Raw genomic sequence first — 17,401 nt, 5'->3', positions numbered from 1 at the left:
CGGCCCCACACCGGGCAGGTTCGAACCGGGCAGCGACGGGCCGACCGGGCTGTCGTACCACTTCTGCGACGTCACCGACCCACCGTCGCCGGTCGCGATCTTGGCCAGGTTGGAGACGGACTCGCTGCCCTCGGCGTAGTACTGCGAGTGCGCGTCGACCAGGTGGGCGGGTTCCGGCGTGCCGAAGACCGTCGCCCCGAAGTCCTTGTCGTACGGACCGGTGGACGACCCGTCGGCGGTGAACCAGTCGGAACTGGTGCCCTGCACGACGGGATCGTGCTCCGTGGCCCCCGCGTAGACGTGACCCGCGCCGACCGAGAGCTGGTCGACGTTCGACGCGCCGACACCGGGCGACCCGACGAACGCGATGTCGTCGGCGGCCAGCCCGTTCATGCCCGCGTAGCCGACCGTGGTGCTGCCGTAGGAGTGGCCGATCACCGTCAGGTGCTGGTTGTTGCCCGCCGCCTCAGCGGCTGCCCGGTAGCCGTTGACGTCGGCGACCAGGTTCTGGCCGCCCTCCTTGGCCAGTTCGGGGCTGCCGACCTCGCCCGGCGTCCAACCGGGAGCGTCGTAGCCGAGCCACTGGATGGTGGCGTTGCCGTCGGGACCCATCTGCCCACGCAGGTTGGCCGCCTGTTCGACGGAGAAGCTGTCCACCGTCGATCCGGTGCCCGGGACGCAGACAGCGAGGTTCTTGGCCGTGTCGGGGTCGCCGTAGGCGATGGCCATCCCACCGTCGCCGCGAGGGCCGTACGGGTCGTAGGCGAGAACTCGAACGTCGCTGTTGGGCCACTTCTTCTCGCCGGCGAAACGCTCTGCCTCTTTCAGGCTCTGCTGCGCGCCCGCGGCGTTCTCGGCCTTGGTGGCCGCCACCTGGCGGTCTTCCATGAGCGACGCGTACCGCGGGTCGTTGAGCAGCTTGGTCTGGCCGTCCGAGGTGGTGGGGTCGATGCCCAGCTCGGCGGCCCGCTGCGCCATCGCGGTGTCCAGCCGGTCGCGCTCCGCGCCGAAGCGCTGGACGTCATCGTTGATCCGGGCGCGGTTGGCCTGGTCGAGGACACCGGACGGGAGTCCGCGCAACTGGCCGAGTTCCTGGAACTTCGTCCGCAGCAGTTCGTCCTGCTGCTCCTTGGTCAGCGACTTCCACCACGCCGCGACCTGCTTGGGGTCCGTGCCGGGGCCGGGCACGGTGGCCGACGTGCGCATCGCCGCGACGGTCCTCGCCCACCCGGCGTCGGCCTTGGCCGTTTCCTCAAAACCGGGCTTGACCTGCGACAACGCCGACGCGTACGAGCGGAGGACCTGCTCGTAGCCGCTCTTCACGGTGGTCAGCGACGTGTTGACCCGTTCGGCCAGCTCCAGGGTCTGCTGGGCGTCCATCAGCGGTGAGCGGCTCCGCCACACGGCGATGACCTGGTCCGCGCTGCCACGCATCTGCGAGTAGGCCCGTGACGCGGCCTGCACGACGTCGACGCCGACGCCGAGGCGTTCGGTCGCCACGGTCGCGGACTTCGTGGACAGCTCGGCACGGGCACCGAACTTCTCCGATGCCTGGCCGGTCCAGCCCGACTTGGCCGTGGAGCCGCCGGAACTCACCGAATCACGTGCTCGGCCGACCGCGCTGATGGCACCGCTGATCGGGTCGCCGGCAGCGGCGATCCGCCCGGCATCGCCCGATGCGAGTTGGCCGTAGAGGACCTCTGGATCGTTCACTGCGCTCCACCGATCTTGCGGAAGCTCTGGTGCGAGTCGTCGTCCGTGCGTTCGTAGGTGTCGGCGTTCTGGGTGAGCCCCTCGCCCGCGTCGCGGTACCAGGCCGAGCCGCGCCGCAGGTCGTCGGACTGCTGGCTGGTGAACTTCGCCAGCGCGTCCGCGAACTCCGCCGCCGCCGGAACCTCGCCGAGCGCCCCCGCGTCAAGGCTGAGCATGGAGATGAGTTCGGCGCCGTCCGCGGTGGCGTCCGCTCCTTCGTGGAAGCCCTTGGAAGCGTTCCGCAACGCCTCCGGTTGCACACCGAACACGATTTCCCACCCTTCGTGACACCGACCGCTTGCACTGCGACGCACCCGAACCGCGACCGGTTCCGGCACGATGACCAAGAACGATCGAACCAGGAGGCAGCACGTGCCAGCAGGATGGACCACGCAGCGGTGGACCGAGGTCTTCCTCGAACAGTCGACGATGTTCCGCGAGGCGGTCGCGGAAGCCGACCCGGCCGCGAACGTCCCCAGTTGTCCGGGCTGGAACTTCGCCGAACTGGCGGTCCACGTCGCCAGGTTCCTGGAGACCTCCCTCGAATACCTCCGCACCGGCAGCACCGTCCAGCTCAAGCCCCCGCCCCCGCCGGTCGGAGCGTCGCCGATCGAGTACCTGGACGCCCAGTTGGCCGACGCCGCCGAGGTGCTGCCGCTGGTGCCCGGCAACCGACCCACCTGGACGTTCTCTCCTGCGGCCCCCGACCTGGCGTGGGTCTGGCACCGGCGGATCGCCCACGAACTCGACCTGCGCCGGTGGGACGCCCAGGCCGCGTTGCGCCAACTGGTGACCGGAGACGCGGACTTCGCGGCCGACGGAATCGACGAAGCGCTCGGCACGTTGCTCGCCGCGAAGTACACGACCGACGTCCCGCTCCAGGTGACCGGCACGGTGGTCGTGCGCTGCACCGACGTGCCGGAGTCCTGGCACGTCCGGCTGACCCCCGGTGAAGTGCCCGAGGTGCGTGCGGCCGCCCCCGGTGAGGTCGCCGACGTCGAGGTCGACGGTGAAGCACAGCTGATCCACTACGGGCTGTGGGGCCGCCTGCCGCTCAAGTCCGTGGGTGACGAAGCCGTCCTGCGCGCGGTGAGGATGGACCGATGAGGAAGCTGTTCCTGCTGCTCCCCGTCGTGCTGCTGCTGTCGGGCTGTGCCAGCGAGTGGAGCGGGGAGGTGCGGTTCAAGGTACGGGAGGTGCGCGAGATCTCCAGCGGGCCGATGGTCTTCCTCGACGTCGAGGGGGACAAGCCCACAGGACTGCAGTTGATCTCTGCGGGCAGTGCCGAGCCCGACCAGCTCCCGGCCGACGTCAAACCCGGTGAAGTGGTGGTCTGCCAGGTCAAGCAGACCGACGACGACAACCTGGACGGTGGCAACACCAGGACCTCCGTTGGGCCGTGCAGGCGACCTTGAGCGTGCGTTTCATCACGTCAGCGGCGGTTGGATGGGGTGGGTTCACCCCATGTTCGCCGTACACTCGTGGTGCCGACCGACATCGTCGCTAGGGAGCACTCGGTGGTCACCGACCAGTCAGACGCCGGCCGCACAACCACCCCATTCGAAGACACACTCGATTCGGACCCGCGCGAAGAGTGCGGTGTGTTCGGTGTGTGGGCCCCTGGCGAGGACGTCGCCAAGCTCACCTACTACGGCCTGTACGCCCTCCAGCACCGCGGCCAGGAGGCCGCCGGGATCTCGGTGGGCGACGGCAGCCAGGTCGTGGTCTTCAAGGACCTCGGGCTGGTCAGCCAGGTGTTCGACGAGCAGGTGCTCCAGTCGCTGAAGGGCCACGTGGCCGTCGGGCACTGCCGGTACTCGACGACCGGGTCGACGACGTGGGAGAACGCGCAGCCGACGTTCCGCACGACGGCCGCGGGCAGCGGGCTCTCGCTGGGCCACAACGGCAACCTGGTGAACACCGCCGAGCTGCTGGAACGGGCGCAGAAGCTGGGCATCGTGTCGCGCAACGGCGCGACGACGGACTCCGACCTGGTCTGCGGGCTGCTGGCCGCGACCGCCGCCGACATCGGCATCGAGCAGGCCGCCCTTGAGCTGCTGCCGACGCTGAAGGGCGCGTTCTGCCTGACGTTCTCCGACGAGAACACCCTGTACGCGGCCCGCGACCCGCACGGTGTGCGGCCGCTGGTGCTGGGTCGCCTCGAACGCGGCTGGGTCGCCGCAAGCGAGACGGCGGCGCTGGACATCGTCGGCGCGTCGTTCGTGCGCGAGGTCGAGCCGGGCGAGCTGATCGCGATCGACGAGAACGGACTGCGGTCCACGCGGTTCGCGACGCCGGAGCCCAAGGGCTGCGTCTTCGAGTACGTGTACCTGGCGCGGCCGGACACGACGATCTCCGGGCGCGGCGTGCACGCCACCCGCGTGGAGATCGGGCGCAGGCTGGCCGTCGAGCACCCGACCGAGGCCGACCTGGTCATCCCGGTGCCGGAGTCGGGCACGCCCGCCGCCATCGGCTACGCGCAGGCGTCGGGCATCCCGTACGGGTCGGGCCTGGTGAAGAACGCCTACGTCGGGCGGACCTTCATCCAGCCGTCGCAGACGATCCGCCAGCTCGGCATCCGGCTGAAGCTGAACCCGCTGCGCGACGTGATCCGCGGCAAGCGGCTCGTCGTCGTGGACGACTCGATCGTGCGCGGCAACACCCAGCGCGCGCTGGTGCGGATGCTGCGCGAGGCCGGTGCGCTGGAGGTGCACGTGCGGATCGCGTCGCCGCCGGTCAAGTGGCCGTGCTTCTACGGCATCGACTTCGCCTCGCGCGCGGAGCTGGTCGCGAACGGGCTCGACCTGGACGGCATCCGCCGCTCGGTCGGCGCGGACTCGCTCGGCTACGTGTCGCTGGAGCAGCTGATCGCGGCGACCGAGCAGCCGAAGACGCGGCTGTGCAGCGCGTGCTTCGACGGCGACTACCCGATCCCGCTGCCCGCGGACGCCCTGATGGGCAAGCACCTGCTTGAGGGCATCAAGGGAGTAGCGGGCTCGGCCGCCCCGGTCCTGCCGACCGGGTACGGTGCCGAAGACGCCCTGCAAAGGCCCTGAATCCCCCCACGATGGAGCACGTTGACGTGAGTGCCGAGACCGACAACGCCAAGGCGACCTACGCCTCGGCCGGAGTGAGCATCGCCGCGGGAGACGAGGCGGTGGAGAAGCTCAAGCCCTGGGCGGCGAAGGCGCACCGGCCCGAGGTGTTGGGCGGCATCGGCGGGTTCGCGGGTCTGTTCCAGCTCAAGCTCGACCGCTGGAAGGAGCCGGTGCTCGCGGCCTCCACGGACGGCGTCGGCACGAAGATCGCCGTCGCGCAGGCCATGGACAAGCACGACACCATCGGCCAGGACCTGGTCGCGATGGTCGTGGACGACCTGGTCGTCTGCGGTGCCGAGCCGCTGTTCATGCAGGACTACATCGCCGTCGGCAAGGTCGTGCCGGACAAGATCGCCGCGCTGGTCAAGGGCATCGCCGAGGGCTGCGTCCTGGCCGGTTGCGCGCTGCTCGGCGGCGAGACCGCCGAGCACCCCGGCCTCATGGGCGACGGCGACTACGACATCTCGGGCACCGGCGTCGGTGTCGTCGAGGCGTCGAAGATGCTCGGTCCGGACCGGGTCAAGCCCGGCGACGTCGTCATCGGCATGGGCTCGTCCGGCCTGCACTCGAACGGGTACTCGCTGGCCCGCCACGTGCTCCTGGAGATCGCCAGGATGCCCCTGGAGGGCCACGTGGAGGAGTTCGGCCGCACCCTCGGCGAGGAGATGCTGGAACCGACCCGCATCTACGCCAAGCACTGCCTCGCGCTCGCCGCGGAAGCGGACGTGCGCACGTACGCGCACATCACCGGTGGCGGTCTGACCGCGAACCTGGCCCGCGTGCTCCCGGAGGGCGTCCGCGCCGACCTGGACCGCGGCACCTGGACGCCGGACCCCGTGTTCGCCCTGATCGCCCAGCGCGGCCGGGTCGAGCGCGAGGAGATGGAGAAGACGTTCAACATGGGCGTCGGCATGATGGCGGTCGTCTCCCCCGAGGACGTCGACCGCGCACTGGCCGTCCTCACCGCCCGCCACGTGCCCGCGTGGGTGCTCGGCGAGGTCAACAAGGCCGACGGCGCGGACGCCCCCCGCGCCACGCTGGCCGGCGACCACCCCAGGTTCTGAGTCCGCCCTCTCCGGCCGCTCGTCGACGACGGCGGCCGGGGAGGCCGGTAAAGATCGTGACGACACCGGGTCGTGGGTTCTAGGGTTGCCGGGTGGCTGAGGACTTGACCGTGACGCGGACGCTGGTGCTACCGGCGGCCGAACTCCGCGAACGGTTCTCCCGGTCCTCGGGCCCCGGCGGCCAGGGCGTCAACACCGCGGACAGCAGGGTCGAGCTCAGCTTCGACCTGGCGTCCTCCCCGTCGGTGCCGGAGTGGCTGCGCGCCCGCATGGTCGAGCGCCTGGCGGGCCGCCTGGTGGACGGTGTCCTCACGGTCGCGGCCAGCGAGCACCGCGCCCAGCTCCAGAACCGCCAGGCGGCACGGGCCCGGATGGCGAACCTGCTGAGGGACGCGGCGGCGGCCCCGCCCCCGGTGCGCCGCCCGACGAAGCCGAGCCGGGGCTCGAAGGAGCGGCGGATCGCCCAGAAGAAGCGCCGCGGCGTCACCAAGCGCGGGCGCAGCGGCGGGTTCGACGACTAGCGCCCCAGCCACACGTACTGCCGTTCGGGCCTGCCGGTGCCGCCGTACCGCAACCGCACCTCGGCCCGCCCGGTCGTCACGAAGTGCTCCAGGTACCGCCGCGCGCTGACCCGCGCCAGCTCCGTCAGCTCGGCGCACTCGCTGGCCGACAACCCGTCCAGCCGCGAGCGCAGGGCCCGTTCCACCAGGTTGGCCGTCTGCGCCGTCAACCCCTTCGGCAGCACGGGCGCGGAGGTCGGCCGGGCGCCGAACACCTGGTCCACGTCGGCCTGGCCCGCGGACCCGAGCTGGTCCAGCTTCCGGTGCAGGGCGGCGAAGTGCGCCAACTGGTCCCGCAGGGCCGCGAACTCGAACGGCTTGATCAGGTAGTGCAGCACCCCGCCCCGCATGGCGCTGCGCACGGTGTCCACGTCCGTCGCCGCGGTGATCACGATGACGTCGACGGCCTCGTCGCCCCTGGCCCGCAGTTCGCGCAGCACCCCGAGCCCGTCGACGTCGGGCAGGTAGATGTCGAGCAGCACCAGGTCCGGCCGCAACGTCTGGACCAGGCGCAACGCGTCGGCGCCGGTGTGCGCGACGCCCACCACCTCGAACCCCGGCGTCCGGGACACGTACCCGCTGTGCACCTTCGCCACCATGAAGTCGTCGTCGACGACGAGCACCCGGATCACAACGCCACCTCCCTGGGCAGCCGCGCCGTGAAGACGGCGCCGTCGTCGTTGTGCACCCGCACGCTCCCACCCCGCCGCAGGCACGTCTGCCTGGTCAGCGCCAGTCCCAAGCCGCGCTGGCCCTGCTCGGCGGCCTTGGTCGTGAACCCGTTCTTGAACACCTCTTCGGCGATCTCCGGCGCCACCCCCGGCCCGGAGTCCCGCACCCGCACCACCACCGTGCCCCCGTCCTCGGCGACGTGGACGGAGATCCACCCGCGGGCCCCGGCCAGCGCGTCCAGCGCGTTGTCCACCAGGTTCCCCAGGACGGTGACCAGGTCCGTCGACAGCACCTCGTCCACCTCGCCGAGGCGGCTGTCCGGTTCCATCCTCAACCCCACCCCGCGCTCGGCGGCCAGGCTCGCCTTGGCGATCAGCAGGGCCGCCACTGCCGGGTCGGCGATCCGCGACCCGACCTCCACCTGCCACTGCCCCTGCGCGGAGCTGATCCGGTGGACGAACCCGCGCACCTCGTCGTACTCGCCGAGTTCGATCAGCCCGGAGATCGTGTGCAGCCGGTTGCTGAACTCGTGGGCCTGCGCCCGCAGCGTGTCGGTGGCGTGCCGGTTGGCGTCCAGCTCGTTCTGGAGCACCAGCAGTTCGGTCCGGTCCCGCAGCGTCACCACGGACCCGACCTCCACCCCGTGCACGGCGATCGGCATCCGGTTCAGCGTCAGCACGGACCCGGCGCGCAGCACGACCTGGTCCGCCCCCGAGGACCTCCCGGTCAGCACGTCCAGCAGCCGCGAGTCCAGGTCCAGCTCGCCGACCTCGCGGCCGACGCAGTCGGCGGGCAGGTCCAGCGACGACCGCGCGTGGTCGTTGGCCAGCGTGATCCGGTGCTGCGGGTCGAGCCCGACCACGCCCTCCTTGATGCCGTGCAGCAGCGCTTCCCGGTGCTCCACCAGCGACGTGATCTCCCGCGGCTCCAGCCCGAGCGTCTGCTTCTTCACCCGCCGGGTCAGCAGCACCGACCCGACCACCCCGATCGCCAGCGCCACCCCGAGCAGCAGCAGCGCGTCACCGGGGGAGTCCAGCACGCCCTCGAAGAACCCCGGCGACTCCTGCCCGGCCGCGACCAGGCCGATCACCGCCCCCCGGTCGCTGATCACCGGCACCTGGGCCACGATCGCGCCGCCGAGCGACCCGACCCACGACCGCCCGGACAGGGCGGTGCTGGACCCGACGTCGAGGGCTTGCCCCAGCTGCGCGGGGTCGGGCGAGGTCAGCACCCGGCGCGCGGCGTCGGTGATGACCACGTAGGACGCGCCGGACAGGCTCCGGCCGCTCTCCGCGAACGGTGCCAGCGCGTAGTGCCGGAGCGGGTCCTCCAGCGCCACCCGCACACCCGCCGTCGCGGCCACGTCCTCGGCCACGGAGAGCATCCGGCGTCCCTCGGTGGTGGCGAAATTCGCACCCGCCTGGACGACCGACAGCGCGCCCACCGCGCAGAGCAGCGCGAGGACGACTACCAGTTGCCAGGCGAGCAGCTGTCTGGCCAGCGAACCCCGACCGCCCATCCACGCCTCCCGCCTGATCGCGTGGGAGTGACAGTAGGACTTCCCCGGCGGCGGTGCGCGGGACCACAAAGACCAAAAGAACCGCTACGCCCGCAATCGGGACATCCGGTTAACACGGGTGCAACATCCCATCCAAGCGCAGGAGAGGCGGAGATCACAGTGCGGATCAGGAACTGGCTGGCGGTGGGGGCGGCGGTGGCGGCCGTGGTCGTCCTGCCGCCGTTGCTCACGCCCGGTGGGGACAGCGCCGCGGGCCAGCTCCGGGCCCTGCGGGTGCTGGTGCCCAACGCCCCCGGAGGCGGGTACGACATCACCGCGCGGACCGCGGCCAAGGCGATGGAGGACGCGGACCTGCTGCGCAACGCCGAGGTGTTCAACCTGCCCGGCGCAGGCGGGACCGTCGGGCTCGGGCGGACCGTGGCGGAGCGGGGCAACGGGAAGCTCGTCATGTCGATGGGCCTCGGCGTCGTCGGCTCCGTCTACACGAACAAGGCCCCCTCGTCCCTGCTGGACACCACGCCGATCGCGAAGCTGATCGAGGAGCCCGACATCGTGGTGGTCGGCAAGGAGTCGCCCTACCGGGACCTGGGTGAGCTGGTGGCCGCGTGGAAGGCGGACCCCGGTGCCGTCCCGGTCGGCGGCGGGTCGTCCCCCGGCGGGCCGGACCACCTGGCCCCGATGCTGATGGCCAAGGCCGTGGGGCTGGAGCCCAGGACGGTCAACTACATCCCGTTCGACGGCGGCGGCGAGCTGCTCGCGTCCGTGCTCGGCGGCAAGGTCGCGTTCGGCGTGTCCGGCATCGGCGAGTACCGCGACCAGATCCAGGCCGGGACGCTGCGGGTGCTGGCCGTGACCAGCGCCGACCGGATCCCCGGTGTGGACGCGCCGACGCTGGTGGAGGCCGGTGTGGACGTGAAGTTCAGCAACTGGCGCGGGATCGTCGCGCCGCCGGGCATCTCCGACACCGACCGCGACCGGCTGGTGGACCTCTTCACGACCCTCCACGGCACCGCGCAGTGGAAGGAAGCCCTGGAGCGCAACGGGTGGACCGACGCCTTCGCGCCGGGTGATCGGTTCGGCTCGTTCCTGGAGGACGAGAACACGCGGGTGGCGACGGTGCTGAAGGACTTGGGGTTGGCATGACGACTGCGAAGACGTGGTTGAGGGAGCGTTCCGAACTCGGGGTGTCCGCCGTCCTGGTGGTGCTCGGGGTCGTGGTGCTGGTGGACGCGGTGCGGATCCACACGGACTTCGCCCAGCGCGGGCCCGTCGGGCCCAGGGCCGTGCCGATCGTGGTGGGGACGGCGCTGCTCGTCGTCGCGGTGCTCCTCGCGCGGGACGTCCTGCGCGGTGGCCGGGGTGAGGCCGAGGGCGGGGAGGACGTCGACCTCGCCGCGCCCGCCGACTTCCGGACCGTGCTGCTGCTGTGCGGCGCCTTCCTGGCCAACGCGGCGCTGATCGGTGTGGTCGGGTTCCCGATCTCCGGGGCCGTGCTGTTCTGGGGCGCGGCGTACGCGCTGGGCAGCAGGCACTTCGTCCGCGACCCGCTGATCGCCGCCGGGCTGTCCGTGGCGACGTTCCTGGTCTTCAACAACCTGCTCGGCGTTCCCCTGCCCGGCGGTCCGCTGATGGGGGTGCTGTGATGTTCCAGCAGTTGATGGACGGCTTCGCGACGGCGCTGACGCCGACGCACCTGGCCATGGCCGCGCTGGGCGTGCTGCTCGGCACCGCCATCGGCGTGCTGCCGGGGATCGGGCCCGCCATGGCCGTGGCGCTGCTGCTCCCCGTGACCTACGGGCTGGAGCCGACCGGGGCGTTCATCATGTTCGCCGGGATCTACTACGGCGGGATGTTCGGCGGGTCGACCACGTCGATCCTGCTGAACACGCCGGGGGAGAGCGCGGCCGTGGTGGCGGCCATCGACGGCAACCCGATGGCGCGCAAGGGCCGGGGGTCGCAGGCGCTGGCCGCCGCGGCCATCGGCCACTTCATCGGCGGGATCATCGGGACGACGATGCTGGTCCTGCTGGCGCCCACCGTCGCGGAGTTCGCGGTGGACATCGGCGCGCCGGACTTCTTCGCGATCATGGTGCTGGCGTTCATCGCGGTCACGTCCGTGCTCGGCGCGTCGCGCGTCCGCGGGTTCGCGTCGCTGCTGATCGGGCTGACCATCGGCCTGGTCGGGCTGGACGAGATGACCGGGCAGCAGCGGCTGACGTTCGGGTCGCTGCACCTGGCGGACGGCATCGACGTGGTGATCGTCGCCGTGGCGCTGTTCGCCGTCGGCGAGTCGCTGTGGGTCGCGGCGCACCTGCGGCGGACCACCGGCCAGGCCATCCCGGTCGGACGGCCGTGGCTCGGGAGGGCCGACCTGAAGCGGGCCTGGAAGCCGTGGCTGCGCGGGCCGTTCATCGGCTTCCCGTTCGGGGCCATCCCGGCGGGCGGTGCCGAGATCCCCACGTTCCTGTCCTACGTCGCGGAGAAGCGGCTGTCGAAGGAGCACCGGGACGAGTTCGGCAAGGGCGCCATCGAGGGCGTCGCCGGACCCGAGGCGACCGCGTCGGCGTCCGCGGCCGGGACCCTGGTGTCGATGCTGACGCTGGGCCTGCCGACCACGGCCGTCGCCGCCGTCATGCTGGCCGCGTTCCAGCAGTACGGCATCCAGCCGGGGCCGCTGCTGTTCCAGCGGGAGTCCTCGCTGGTGTGGGGCCTGATCGCGTCGCTGTTCATCGGCCTGACGCTGCTGCTGGTGCTGAACCTGCCGCTGGCGCCGCTGTGGGCGAAGCTGCTGCGGATCCCCCGGCCCTACCTGTACGCGGGCATCCTGTTCTTCGCCAGCGTCGGGGCCTACGCGGTCAACGCCGACGTGTTCGACCTGCTGATCATGTTCGCGATCGGCGTGCTCGGGTTCGTGATGCGCCGGTACGGGCTGCCGGTGCTGCCCGCGATCATCGGCGTGATCCTCGGACCGGCCGCCGAGCAGCAGATGCGGCGGGCGCTCCAGCTCTCCGACGGCGACCTGGTCGGGCTGGTGAACACGCCGTTCTCGATCGTGGTCTACGTGATCATCGCGGTGCTGCTGTTCTTCCCGCTGGTCTGGAAGGCGGTCCGGCCGGAGAAGCCCGCGCCGCCGTCCGCGCCCGACCGGGAGGAGGTCGGGGTCTGAGCGCTCCCCGGTCCACGGCACCGCCGTGGACCGGGGAACCCCTCAGCCGTGGGTCGGGAAGCCCAGGTCGATCCCGTGCTGGCGCGGCCAGCGGGCGGTGACCGCCTTCGCCCTGGTGTAGAAGCGGACGCCCTCCGCGCCGTGCACGTGGGTGTCGCCGAACAGGGAGTCCTTCCAGCCGCCGAAGGAGTAGTAGGCCATCGGGACCGGGATGGGGACGTTGATGCCGACCATGCCGACGTGCACCCGCCGCTGGTACTCGCGGGCCGCCAGGCCGTCACCGGTGTAGATCGCGGTGCCGTTGCCGTAGGGGTTGGCGTTGACCAGGTCCACGGCGGCGTCGAACGTCGGCACGCGCACCACGCCGAGGACCGGGCCGAAGATCTCGTCCCGGTAGATCGACATCTCCGGGGTGACGTGGTCGAAGAGGGTCGGCTCGAGCCAGAACCCGTTCTCGTGGCCGTCCGGCGCGTGGCCCCGGCCGTCCACCACCAGCGACGCGCCCTCGGCGACGCCGGTGTCCACGTAGGACGTCACCCGGTCGCGGTGCGCGCCGGTGACCAGCGGCCCCATCTGCGAGGCGGGGTCCGTGCCGGGGCCGGTGACCAGCCCGGCGGTCCTCTCGGCGATCTTGTCCACCAGCGCGTCGGCGGCGTCGCCCACGGCGACCACCACGGAGATGGCCATGCAGCGTTCGCCCGCGCTGCCGTACCCGGCGGACACCGCGGCGTCCGCGGCCACGTCCAGGTCGGCGTCCGGGAGCACGACCATGTGGTTCTTCGCCCCGCCCAACGCCTGCACGCGCTTGCCCGCCGCCGTGCCGCGCGCGTAGACGTGCCTGGCGATGGCCGTCGAGCCCACGAACGACGCCGCGGCCACGTCCGGGTGGGCCAGCAGGGCGTTCACGGCCGTCGCGTCGCCGTGCAGGACGGTGAGCACGCCGTCCGGCAGGCCTGCCTCGCCGAACAGCTCGGCCAGCCGCACCGCCGCCGACGGGTCGCGCTCCGACGGCTTGAGGACGAACGCGTTGCCGCTCGCGATGGCCACCGGGAACATCCACATCGGGACCATCACGGGGAAGTTGAACGGCGTGATGCCCGCGACCACGCCCAGCGGCTGCCGCACCGAGTAGGCGTCCACCCCGCGGGACACCTGCTCCGAGTGCTCGCCCTTGAGCAGGTGCGGGATGCCGCACGCGAACTCCACGACCTCCAGGCCGCGCTGGACCTCGCCCGCGGCGTCGTCCAGCACCTTGCCGTGCTCGCTGGTGATGATCGCGGCCAGCTCGTCGCGGTGCTCGTGCAGCAGTTGGCGGTAGTCGAACAGGACGCGGGTGCGGGTCGCGAGGGAGGACTCCGACCACGAGGCCGCGGCCTTGACCGCCGACGCGACCGCCAGGTCCACGTCGGACTGGTCGGCCAGCCCCACCCGGCCGGTGACCTCGCCGGTCGCCGGGTTGAAGACGTCCGCTGTCCGGGTCGACACCCCGGTGGTGCGGGCGCCGTCGATCCAGTGCGGGATGGTGGGGCTCACGACGGTCCTCCTGGGGCGGCGGTGGTGTTCCGGACGACGAGCGACGGGTGCAGCAGGTGGCGGACCGGCTCGGTGCGCTCGCCGCGCACCCGTTGGATCAGGGCTTCGGCGGCCAACCGGCCGATCTGGTTGCGGGGCTGGTCGACCGTGGTGAGCGAGACGTGGCGCAGCGCGGCCAGGGACGTGTTGTCGTAGCCGACGACCGAGACGTCACCCGGCACGCGGAAGCCCGCCTCCTCCAGCGCGGAGATCGCGCCGACGGCGTTGAAGTCGTTGCAGGAGATGACGGCGGTCGGGACGCGCCCGCCGCGGTGCAGCTCCTCGACCGCCCGCGCCCCGGCGGCGTCGGTGTACTCGCTGGCGACGACCCTCGGTTCGAGGCCGTGCTTCGCCATGGCGCTGACGTAGCCCCGGCGGCGCGGACCGGACTGGCTGCCCTCACCGCCGTCGAGGTGGACGATGTCGCGGTGGCCCAGGGAAACCAGGTGGTCCACGGCCAGGCCCGCGCCCTGCTCCCCGTCGTCGTTGACCGTGTCGACGCCGGACACGCGCGAGGACCTGGCGACCAGCACGATCGGCAGGTGGTCGGCGGCGTTGCTGATCGCCGCCGTCGGCACCACGGGGCTGAGCAGGGCCAGGCCCGCCGGGCGGAACGAGAGCAGGCTGTCCAGCGCTCGCCGCTCCCGCGCCGGGCTGCGGCCACCGGTGTTGATGATGAGCTCGAAGCCCTGGTCGCGCGCCACGGCGTCGAGGCCGTCGACCACCTCGGCGAAGAACGCGTTGTGGAGGTCGGAGACCATCACGCCGAGCACCGTGGAGGTGCGGCTGGCCAGCGAGCGCGCCATCGCGTGCGGCGAGTAGCCCAGTTCCTCGGCCGCCCGCAGCACGGCGGCGCGTCGCTGCTCGCTCACCTTCGGTGATCCCCGCATCACCAGCGACACCAGCGCGCGGGACACCCCCGCCCGCTTGGCGACGTCCTCCATGGTTGGCCTGACCACCGCCACCTCCTCGTTCGCGGGTCACGAGCCGGAAACGCCCCCTTGACACCCGTGTGACGGAAGCTACAGCATTGGAGCGCTCCAACCAATAGAGCGCTCTAACGCCACAGACCTCCTACCAGGACGGAGACCCTCCGCATGCGGATCGGAGTCGCTGGAGTCGGCCGGATCGGCACGATGCACGCCACCAACCTCGCCGCGCTGGACCAGGTCGACGAGGTGCTCCTCTTCGACCCCGTTCCCGGCCGTGCCGCGCTGGCCTCGGCCGCTCTGCCCGGCACGAAGGCCGTCGACGACCTGGACGCCCTGCTCACCGCGAGTGACGGAGTGCTGCTCGCCACGCCCACGAACACGCACCCGGCGCTGCTGCGGGCGGCGCTGGCCGCGAAGGTCCCCGCCCTGTGCGAGAAGCCGATCGCGAGCGACCTGGACGAGATGCGGGCCCTCGTCGACGACGTCGAGGCGTCCGGGGTGGAGGTGCTGGTCGGCTTCCAGCGCCGGTTCGACCCCGCGGTGTTCGAGCTGCACCGCCGCATCCGCGCGGGTGAGGTCGGCGACGTCTACCTGGTGCGGGCGATCGGCAACGACGCCCAGCCGCCGGACCTCGCCTACCTGCCCGCCTCGGGCGGCATCTTCCGCGACCTGCTGATCCACGACCTCGACGCGGTCCCGTGGCTGGTCGGCGAGCCCGTCGTCGAGGTGTACGCCTCGGGCTCCGTGCTGGTGAACCAGGCGTTCGCCGACGCGGACGACGTGGACAACGCCGTGGTCCTGCTGAGGTTCGCGGGCGGCGCGCACGCCGCGCTGGCGGGTGGCCGCCACGACCCGCTGGGCTACGACCACCGCATCGAGGTGCTCGGCAGCAAGGACTCGCTCGCCGTCGGCGTCGACGCCCGCACCCCGCTGACCTCGCTCGAACCCGGCGGCCCCGTCGTCGCGGACGACGCGTACCCCGGTTTCCCCGAGCGGTTCCACCGCGCCTACCTCAACGAGATGACCGTGTTCACGCAGGTCGTGGCGGGCGAAGTGGCGAACCCGTCCCCCGCGCGGGAGAGTTTGATCAGCCTCCGCCTCGCCGAGGCGTGCGAGGCTTCCCGGCGTTCGGGCGCACCGGTCCGCCTGACAGGAGTCGACGCATGACGAAGATCGCCGGCGCACCCATCTCCTGGGGCGTGTGCGAGGTACCCGGCTGGGGTCGGGTGCTGGAGGCCGACCAGGTGCTCGGCGAGATGGCGTCGCTCGGCCTGACCGCGACCGAGCTGGGCCCGCCCGACTACCTGCCGTCCGAACCGGCCGAGCTGAAGGCGCTGCTGGCGGAGCACGGCCTCGGGCTGGTCGGCGGGTTCCTCGCGGTCGTGCTGCACGACCCGCCGCGGGTGCCCGCCACCGTGGAGGAAGCGGACCGGGTCGCCGCGCTGCTGGCCGCCGCGGGCGCCGGGGTGCTGGTGCTGGCCGCCGCGACCGGGCTCGACGGGTACGACGAGCGGCCCGCCCTGACCGACGAGCAGTGGCGGACGCTGGTCCAGACCTCCGCGAAGATCGCCGACGTCGCCGCGGGCCACGGCCTGCGCACGGTGCTGCACCCGCACGTCGGCACGCACGTCGAGAAGTCCGCCGAGGTCGAGCGGTTCCTCGCGGACTCCGAACTCCAGCTCTGCCTGGACACCGGCCACCTGCTCATCGGTGGCACGGACCCGGTCGACCTGGCCCGCCGCCACCCGGACAGGATCGGCCACGTGCACCTCAAGGACGTGCGGGCCGACATCGCGGAGCAGGTGCGCGACGGGAGGATCGGCTACACCACCGCGGTCCAGCGGGGCATCTACGTGCCGCTGGGCGACGGCGACGTCGACGTGGAGGCTCTCGTCACCCTCGTCCGCGAGGCGGGGTACACCGGGTGGTTCGTCCTCGAACAGGACACCGCGCTCGGTGACGGCGGTCCGACCGACACCCCGGTGCGGGACACCACGCGCAGCCTGGCGCACCTCAACAAGATCATCGGAAAGGGCTAGGGACGATGACGTCTGTTCGCTCTGCAAGACGAAGTGTTCTGCGCGTGGGTCTCGGCGTCGCCGCGGCCGCCCTGCTGGCCGCGTGCAGCGGGCCGGGTGCGAGCAACACCACCGGTTCCGGCAGCCCGGACACCGGGTCCGCCTCCAGCAGCGGGCCGCTCAAGGTCGCCGTGGTCACCCACGGCTCCGCCGGTGACGCGTTCTGGAACGTGGTCAAGAACGGCGCGACCGACGCGGGCAAGGCGCTCGGCGTGACCGTCGACTACAACTCCGACGGCGACCCGGCCGCGCAGTCCAAGCTGATCGACAACGCGGTGTCGCAGAAGGTCGGCGGCCTCGTCGTGTCGATGGCGAACCCGGACGCGCTGAAGACCTCGATCGACGCCGCCGTCAAGGCGGGCATCCCGGTGATCACCATCAACTCCGGTGGCGACAGGAGCGCGTCGTTCGGCGCCCTCGCGCACGTCGGCCAGGAGGAGGGCATCGCGGGCGAGCAGGCGGGCAAGAAGCTCAAGGAAGCGGGCAAGGCCAAGCTGCTCTGCGTGATCCACGAGGCGGGCAACATCGGCCTCAACCAGCGCTGCGACGGCGCGAAGACCGGTTTCGGCGGAGCGGTGTCGACGCTCCAGGTCGACATCAACAACCCGACCGACATCGAGGCCCGCATCAAGGGCGCGCTCCAGACCGACTCGTCGATCGACGCCGTGCTGGCGCTGAACCCGCAGGTCGCCGTCAACGCCGCGAGCGCGGTCAAGGGCGCGTCCAGCAAGGCCGCCGTGGCGACGTTCGACCTCAACGGCGACGTGGTCGCCTCCATCAAGGCCGGTGACGTCCTCTTCGCCGTCGACCAGCAGCAGTACGAGCAGGGCTACCTGCCGGTCGTGATGCTGAAGCTCTACAAGGACAACGCGAACACCGTCGGCGGCGGCCAGCCCGTGCTGACCGGTCCCGGTTTCGTCGACGAGTCCAACGTGGACAAGGTCGAGGAGTACGCCAAGCGCGGAACGCGCTAGGAACCGGCCGGGAA

General features: G+C 71.7%; 17 protein-coding genes. 11 read left to right on the top strand and 6 right to left on the bottom strand.

Translation table 11 applies throughout. The features are described from left to right. Positions 1-1,713: alpha/beta hydrolase (locus AC156L_RS14495; protein WP_484406917.1), on the bottom strand; the 1,713-nt coding region annotated here is incomplete at its 3' end. Continuing rightward, entirely contained in the window at positions 1,710-2,021 is a 312-nt protein-coding gene (locus tag AC156L_RS14490) for a type VII secretion target (protein ID WP_330877017.1), read from the bottom strand. The genes AC156L_RS14495 and AC156L_RS14490, both read right to left, overlap by 4 nt. A 103-nt stretch (positions 2,022-2,124) precedes the next feature. On the opposite strand from AC156L_RS14490, the gene AC156L_RS14485 reads away from it, so the two are divergent. The 5 genes from AC156L_RS14485 (at position 2,125) to arfB (ending at position 6,435) form a co-directional block, all read left to right on the top strand. Beyond that, a complete protein-coding gene (locus tag AC156L_RS14485; protein WP_330877016.1) occupies positions 2,125-2,859 on the top strand; it encodes a maleylpyruvate isomerase N-terminal domain-containing protein in 735 nt (244 codons plus the stop codon). Continuing rightward, entirely contained in the window at positions 2,856-3,167 is a 312-nt protein-coding gene (locus tag AC156L_RS14480) for a hypothetical protein (RefSeq protein WP_330877015.1), read from the top strand. Before AC156L_RS14485 ends, AC156L_RS14480 begins: the two co-directional genes overlap by 4 nt. Positions 3,168-3,269: 102 nt before the next feature. Further along, on the top strand, positions 3,270-4,808 hold the full coding sequence (gene purF / locus AC156L_RS14475) for an amidophosphoribosyltransferase (RefSeq protein WP_330877014.1): 1,539 nt from the start codon (positions 3,270-3,272) through the stop codon (positions 4,806-4,808). A gap of 11 nt (positions 4,809-4,819) precedes the next feature. Further along, the gene (purM, locus tag AC156L_RS14470) at positions 4,820-5,914 is read left to right on the top strand and encodes a phosphoribosylformylglycinamidine cyclo-ligase (RefSeq protein ID WP_330877013.1); all 1,095 of its coding nucleotides are present in this window, start codon (positions 4,820-4,822) and stop codon (positions 5,912-5,914) included. Between the two features lie 92 nt (positions 5,915-6,006). Then, entirely contained in the window at positions 6,007-6,435 is a 429-nt protein-coding gene (gene arfB / locus AC156L_RS14465) for an alternative ribosome rescue aminoacyl-tRNA hydrolase ArfB (protein ID WP_330877012.1), read from the top strand. Here the strand turns inward: arfB and AC156L_RS14460 are convergent. Together AC156L_RS14460 and AC156L_RS14455 are read right to left on the bottom strand one after the other, a co-directional pair. Further along, on the bottom strand, positions 6,432-7,106 hold the full coding sequence (locus tag AC156L_RS14460) for a response regulator (RefSeq protein ID WP_330877011.1): 675 nt from the start codon (positions 7,104-7,106) through the stop codon (positions 6,432-6,434). The genes arfB and AC156L_RS14460 overlap by 4 nt on opposite strands. After that, positions 7,103-8,665 carry a sensor histidine kinase gene (locus AC156L_RS14455; RefSeq protein WP_330877010.1) on the bottom strand — a complete coding sequence of 521 codons (1,563 nt, stop codon included), beginning with the start codon at positions 8,663-8,665 and terminating at the stop codon, positions 7,103-7,105. Before AC156L_RS14455 ends, AC156L_RS14460 begins: the two co-directional genes overlap by 4 nt. Positions 8,666-8,824: 159 nt before the next feature. Here AC156L_RS14455 and AC156L_RS14450 point away from each other — a divergent pair, with 159 nt between their 5' ends. The 3 genes from AC156L_RS14450 to AC156L_RS14440 are packed head-to-tail and all read left to right on the top strand — an operon-like array spanning position 8,825 to position 11,831. Beyond that, entirely contained in the window at positions 8,825-9,808 is a 984-nt protein-coding gene (locus tag AC156L_RS14450) for a Bug family tripartite tricarboxylate transporter substrate binding protein (protein ID WP_330877009.1), read from the top strand. Beyond that, entirely contained in the window at positions 9,805-10,308 is a 504-nt protein-coding gene (locus AC156L_RS14445; protein ID WP_330877008.1) for a tripartite tricarboxylate transporter TctB family protein, read from the top strand. The genes AC156L_RS14450 and AC156L_RS14445 overlap by 4 nt, the downstream gene beginning before the upstream one ends. After that, positions 10,308-11,831 carry a tripartite tricarboxylate transporter permease gene (locus AC156L_RS14440; RefSeq protein WP_330877007.1) on the top strand — a complete coding sequence of 508 codons (1,524 nt, stop codon included), beginning with the start codon at positions 10,308-10,310 and terminating at the stop codon, positions 11,829-11,831. Before AC156L_RS14445 ends, AC156L_RS14440 begins: the two co-directional genes overlap by 1 nt. Positions 11,832-11,873: 42 nt before the next feature. Here the strand turns inward: AC156L_RS14440 and AC156L_RS14435 are convergent, their stop codons facing one another. Then, entirely contained in the window at positions 11,874-13,364 is a 1,491-nt protein-coding gene (locus AC156L_RS14435; protein ID WP_330877006.1) for a CoA-acylating methylmalonate-semialdehyde dehydrogenase, read from the bottom strand. Next, a complete protein-coding gene (locus AC156L_RS14430) occupies positions 13,361-14,362 on the bottom strand; it encodes a LacI family DNA-binding transcriptional regulator (RefSeq protein WP_330877005.1) in 1,002 nt (333 codons plus the stop codon). Before AC156L_RS14430 ends, AC156L_RS14435 begins: the two co-directional genes overlap by 4 nt. Positions 14,363-14,500: 138 nt before the next feature. Here AC156L_RS14430 and AC156L_RS14425 point away from each other — a divergent pair, with 138 nt between their 5' ends. From AC156L_RS14425 to AC156L_RS14415, 3 genes are read left to right on the top strand one after another with little or no spacing between them, the layout of a single operon-like run. After that, positions 14,501-15,502 carry a Gfo/Idh/MocA family protein gene (locus AC156L_RS14425; protein ID WP_330877004.1) on the top strand — a complete coding sequence of 334 codons (1,002 nt, stop codon included), beginning with the start codon at positions 14,501-14,503 and terminating at the stop codon, positions 15,500-15,502. Then, positions 15,499-16,374, top strand: a complete 876-nt coding sequence (locus tag AC156L_RS14420; RefSeq protein ID WP_330877003.1) for a TIM barrel protein — start codon at positions 15,499-15,501, stop codon at positions 16,372-16,374. Before AC156L_RS14425 ends, AC156L_RS14420 begins: the two co-directional genes overlap by 4 nt. 5 nt (positions 16,375-16,379) lie before the next feature. Then, the gene (locus AC156L_RS14415; RefSeq protein ID WP_330877002.1) at positions 16,380-17,387 is read left to right on the top strand and encodes a sugar ABC transporter substrate-binding protein; all 1,008 of its coding nucleotides are present in this window, start codon (positions 16,380-16,382) and stop codon (positions 17,385-17,387) included. Positions 17,388-17,401: the final 14 nt, after the last annotated feature.

Source organism: Umezawaea sp. (genome assembly GCF_057122925.1).
This window is presented reverse-complemented; position numbering and strand designations above follow the sequence as displayed.